General features: G+C 57.5%; 6 protein-coding genes. All 6 read right to left on the bottom strand.

All coding sequences use genetic code 11. The features are described 5' to 3' along the window. Positions 1–603: Clp protease N-terminal domain-containing protein (locus EV669_RS13865; RefSeq protein ID WP_449727755.1), on the bottom strand; the 603-nt coding region annotated here is incomplete at its 3' end. 206 nt (positions 604–809) lie between these two features. Beyond that, entirely contained in the window at positions 810–1379 is a 570-nt protein-coding gene (locus EV669_RS13860; protein ID WP_132098999.1) for an Hsp20/alpha crystallin family protein, read from the bottom strand. A 35-nt stretch (positions 1380–1414) separates the two neighbouring features. Beyond that, positions 1415–1696 (bottom strand): helix-turn-helix domain-containing protein, encoded by a 282-nt coding sequence (locus tag EV669_RS13855; protein WP_012213862.1) that lies wholly within the window; start codon positions 1694–1696, stop codon positions 1415–1417. 227 nt (positions 1697–1923) lie between these two features. Next, positions 1924–3276: a phospholipase D family protein gene (locus tag EV669_RS14335; protein ID WP_165922753.1), complete on the bottom strand. Its 1353-nt coding sequence runs from the start codon at positions 3274–3276 to the stop codon at positions 1924–1926. Between the two features lie 54 nt (positions 3277–3330). Then, complete coding sequence (locus EV669_RS14315; RefSeq protein WP_132098998.1) at positions 3331–3750, bottom strand: very short patch repair endonuclease; 420 nt, start codon at positions 3748–3750, stop codon at positions 3331–3333. Further along, positions 3737–4711: a 5-methylcytosine restriction system specificity protein McrC gene (locus tag EV669_RS13840; RefSeq protein ID WP_132098997.1), complete on the bottom strand. Its 975-nt coding sequence runs from the start codon at positions 4709–4711 to the stop codon at positions 3737–3739. The genes EV669_RS14315 and EV669_RS13840 overlap by 14 nt, the downstream gene beginning before the upstream one ends. Positions 4712–4840: the final 129 nt, after the last annotated feature.

Here is a 4840-nt window from a genome sequence, read left to right as displayed (position 1 = left end):
CAGCGCTTGCGGAGTGAGGCAGTAACGGCGCAGCAGGTTGGCCGCCAAACCTTCGCCTTCCTCTGCGAGCACGATAAGGAAATGCTCCGGACAGACATAAGAGTGGCCGAGTTCGTTGGAGGCCACGAAAGCACGGCTGAGCGCGTCCTTGACCCGGGGCGACACGCCGATCTCGCCCTCGAACGGCTTATCGCCGCGCTTGGCTTCGGATTCGATCTGGCGCTTGAGGTCATCGACCTTGATCTTGAACTGCCCCAGGATGGTCTTGACCACGTCGCTGTCGGATAGCGCCAGCAGCAGGTGTTCGGTATCGACTTCGGCGCGGCCAAATTCGGCGGCATGTTTGGCGGCCTCCTGCAACAAAGCCTCGGACTGTTCGCTGATGCGGCTGGCGAGCCCACTGCCGCGCCGGCGCGTTGTACCCGTAGCAGCCGGGGCGGGTTCGCCGAACGAGGCATCGACCACCTCGTCGGTGTCGGCCGCACCCGACGGCGAATCGTCACCGATGCGGAAGAAGTCGCTGCCGAGGAAGTCTTCGAACAGGCCGCTACGTGAGCCGAACAAGGCTTCCAGCGGTGAGACGGTGCGCTTTTGCTGGCGCACCAGTTGGCGATAGTGATCGTCACACTACTGCTTGGTGCTGTGTCGTACATTGAGATTGGCTTCCACCCGCACCGTGGCGGGCTGGCCGCAGACTTGGCATTGTTTTCTGGCCATGCCGATGCTCCTGTAAAGATTGATCTGACGAGGCACCGCCGATCACGGTGCCTCATCTCTTTGTGGTTTTGAGAAAAGCGAGCCGACCAGCGTCAGCCATTGATCGGGATCGAGCGCCCCTGCTTGGGCGTACTGGCCTCGCGCTTGTCCATCGTGATCGTGAGCACGCCGTTCTTGAAAGCGGCCTTGATCGTGTCCTGGTTGGCATCGGCCGGCAGGTTCAGAGCGCGCTGAAAGCTGCCGTAGGAGCGCTCCACCCGGTGGAAACCGCCGTCTTTCGTTTCCTGCTCCTGACGCTTTTCACCGCGCACCAGCAGCACGTCATTGTCGAGCGTGATCTGGATGTCTTTTTCCTCGACGCCGGGCACTTCCAGGGCGATCTTGTACTGCTTGTCGGTCTCCTGGATGTCCAGCGCCGGTTTCAGCAGGCCCGGCCACTCCGACGGCCAGCGTGGCATGGCCAGCGTCGGGAAACCGAAGCCTCGAAACGCGTCGTCGAACAGGCGATCGATCTCGCGATGCAATTGCAGGATGGGACTGACGGGCCCACCCGCCACCGGCAGGTCATTGCGCTGCACCGGCAGCGAGGCAGTGCTCTGTTGTTCTTCCTGCTCCTTTTTGAACCAGTTCCAGGGAGCCAATTTCTTGAAATCAATGTCCATGTCACACCTCCAGAAGAAAAATTGAAGACTCTCGCTCACTCCGTTTGCCTGCGGCTATGGATAGCGCGCCCAGACGACACGGAGTGTTCCGCTGACTTTGGCTGCTCATCTGTGCGTATCACCTCCTTCTTTCTGCCTGCTTGGATCTGATCATTGATCCATCGATCGATTTCACTTTGACGAAACCGCCACGTCCCGCCGACCTTGAAGGCCGGAATCTCCCCGTGCGAGGCGAGCCGGTAAAGCGTCCGCTTGCCGACTTTCAAGTAGGCAGCCAACTCGTCGAATGTGAAGATCGCCTGCTGGCGCGCTGTCATACCACCCCCACTAGTTCCGTCGTCACGCGGCCTCGCCTGAGGAAAGTCTTGCAAGACTTTGCAAGATAATGCGCCTAACATGCCGAAAGTCAACAGCCAACATCCAGCGATCTGCTGGCCGATCGATGTGACTCAAATCTTCAAGGACGGTATGCCAGGGCGGGCCGGTCCGGCGCAGGGGACGGTGGGTTGATCGGGACCTTGCGGGCGCCGCCCACGGCCGCAGATCAAACACCGATCCTCACGTTGTAACCGAGCGCCCGCAGCCCCTTGCTCGTGCGCATGTTCCTTGGCGGAAACTCGTCTGGGCGCGCCCAGCCGACGATTTCCCCGAGGCTGCTCAGGCCAATGTGCGGAATTGCCCAGTCGTCGCTGTGGATCGCGTTCCAGAGCCGGGCCGATACACTTCCATTGCCCCAGACGACGTAGTTCAACAGCTCAAGCATCGTCCGCCCTTCGCGGGATCGCTGCCGCCACAGCCACTCGCCGAACTTCTCGACCTTGTCGTCGCCGGCCTGCGGTCGGTCAGGCAAGCCCAAGTGCTCGTTTTCCTGCTTGATGGCGTGGTCTCGGATCGCGTGCACCCGGGAAACGGCATCGACGAATTCCTGCTCCGTCAGTTTGAGAATGCGATCGCGTGCCAGTAACTCGCGCAGCCGGGGCGACCACTCGTAGATGGTGCGTTCTTCAAACGAGTGGTCGAAGTCGGCGTCATGCCACCACTCCAACGCGTCTCGTAACGCCAGCTCCGGATTCTTGGAGTTCCTGGCGAAGAACTCTTCATAGGGGTGACGGTTACCGTCCTTGACCTGCTTGTAGTAGTAGGCGTGGAGGAACTGGTCCGCTTGAACGCCTGGGGCTACCGAAGCGTTGATCCAGTCCGGCTTTACTTCCGGCGCCGAAACTCTGGATGCGATGGATCGCATCACCTGCAGCGTGTCGTTCCAGTCCTGCTCGAACTTCTGGAACCGCTTCTCGGACGAACGCTTCGTGTCGACGAATACAAGCCCCTGGTTCTTCGGCAACAAGCGATCCTTATCGAACTGCTGTTCAAGCCCGTATTCGCGCTTTGAAAGTTCTGTCCGCCGGTCTGCCAAGCGCACCTGCTCTTGATAGATCTCTTTGGTCAGTGGCCGTGCGCGGTCATCCACTTCCTCGAAAAAGCGCAGCAACTCTCGTTCCATACCTGTCTCGACCAGCTCATCGTGTGGCAGAAAGGTACCCGCTTCGATGTTTGAGATCCAGGCCCGGTCAGACAGATTGGCAGAACCGATGTACGCTCCGGCATCCACCCACCAGATGACCTTCGCGTGCAGGATGTCAGGAACGAGCTTGCAGTCGAAGTTCGGGCTGGCCATGTCCAGAAACCACTTCAACACCGTTGGGTCGACGGCCACGGTGTGGTCGTAGCGGCCGAAGAACTCCAGCGGCTTCAAATGCCGCGCGCAGGCTTCGAACAACTGCATATTGTCGCGGCTGGCATAGGCGACCGCAGCACGAACGCGCGTACAAGGTTCGATAACCTCAGCCAGCAGGTTTTGCAGTAGTTGCTTGTTGAGGGGACCCGCAATGAAACGCATTAATATTTATTCCTTCAATCTATTGAGCGGGATCTCTTATTTTTCTCGATTACTTCAATTCTTTGCATCAAGTAATGCTTCGATCCGCGCCACCACGTCGGCCAAGTGCGATTTCAGCTCGTGTTCCCAAACCCTCATAACGGTCCAGCCTTCAGCTTCTAATGCTGCATCTGCCTTTCTGTCCCTGGTAATATTACTGGCAACCTTATGGGACCAGAATTCCGCGTTCTGGGCAGGTGCGGAATAATGCTGCGGACAACCGTGCCAGAAACATCCGTCCACGAATATGGCAACCCGTTTAGTCACGAAGCACAGATCGGGTGTGCCTGGAAGCTTCGGCGTCAGCCGATATCGGAGTCCTTGATGCCAAAGAGCACGACGGAGTGCTAGCTCGGGAGCCGTGTTCCGGCTTCTGACTCTAGCCATCTGCTCCGACTTTGTCAGCTTCCTCGACTTCGTTTTACGCGGTCGCATTCGTGGCGTTCTCGGGTATCTCAGCCGCTGGCATCTGGGTCAACATATGCGCACCAAACCCGAGATCTGTCGCCGCTGCAGCCAAATCTTCTCGTAGGTATTGCACGCGAACGGAGAAGAATGCTGTATCAATTCCCCCTCTTGACGAGCCAAGTCTCCTCACGAAAAAGGAGTCGCCGGGGAAGATGAGAAAGGCCTTCGATGCCCCGAATGCCTCAGCATGAGTCAGCAATTGATAGACGTCGCCGGCGGCAGCTGAACCGTCGAATATCTTGTACTTGACGTCTCCGACAGCAGGCTCGCCAGAAGTAGGTGAAACTACGATATCCGGGTTTGCACGGTACTCGCTCTGTTCTCTGTCAAAGATTGCCTGGGGCGAAGCTCCACCGCGAAATACAGTTGCCTGCGTGCATATTTCAGCTAAGACATTGCGAACTGCTGTCTCGAATAAGGCCTCCAGATTGAGGAACCACGTCCTAGGTAATCCTGCGGGCCGTCCTGTTGACGAATCGAAGCTCTCATGCGACAGCATTACGCTCGCTAGAGACATCATGTCCCTGACCAAATCGTCGTGTTCCGATTCTGCTAGCCGCAACGCCTTGGTGGCAAAATACGACCGTTCCCGATACAAAATTTCGTGATCCCGGCAGTCCGCGAAAATCATGGATAAGCTTCGGGACTTGGCGATCACCCCCTCGGGCAGTCTAATCAGACGAGCAAGACGTTCCACCTCTGAAAGAGCAACCAGCACAATTTTATTGATTGGTGTGCTAAAGGTGGCGACGTTCTTTTCAAAGGCCAATAAGTGCCCAAGCCCTCTCGCTCGAAGCTGAATGGACTTGGTGATATCCAACTTGCCACCCACCAACGATCCAACAGACTTCCTTGTGGCGTACTGGAATTTTCTTCCGGAAGAGGTGTACGTTGTGACCGTGTCGAGAAACTGGCCGACAAGCAGCACTATCAGGTCGACGTCCCCCCAATCTCAGTAGCACTACGCTTTAGAGTCCAAGGCTAATTTACCTGATTTCTCCGCCAGTAATTTGGCGTAGGCCGCTGGCGTCAAACCACCCAGGGCTTTCTTGGGTCT

It is taken from the genome of Gulbenkiania mobilis, assembly GCA_004346645.1.
GTDB lineage: Bacteria > Pseudomonadota > Gammaproteobacteria > Burkholderiales > Chromobacteriaceae > Gulbenkiania > Gulbenkiania mobilis.
The sequence above is the reverse complement of the archived record's forward strand: the minus strand, read 5'-3'. Positions and strand labels throughout refer to the sequence as shown.

What these genes read in the sequence shown, in the direction of transcription:
- EV669_RS13860 (WP_132098999.1), bottom strand. Translation starts at nt 1,379, where the DNA reads ATGGACATTGATTTCAAGAAATTGGCTCCCTGGAACTGGTTCAAAAAG.
- EV669_RS13855 (WP_012213862.1), bottom strand. Translation starts at nt 1,696, where the DNA reads ATGACAGCGCGCCAGCAGGCGATCTTCACATTCGACGAGTTGGCTGCC.
- EV669_RS14335 (WP_165922753.1), bottom strand. Translation starts at nt 3,276, where the DNA reads ATGCGTTTCATTGCGGGTCCCCTCAACAAGCAACTACTGCAAAACCTG.
- EV669_RS14315 (WP_132098998.1), bottom strand. Translation starts at nt 3,750, where the DNA reads ATGCGACCGCGTAAAACGAAGTCGAGGAAGCTGACAAAGTCGGAGCAG.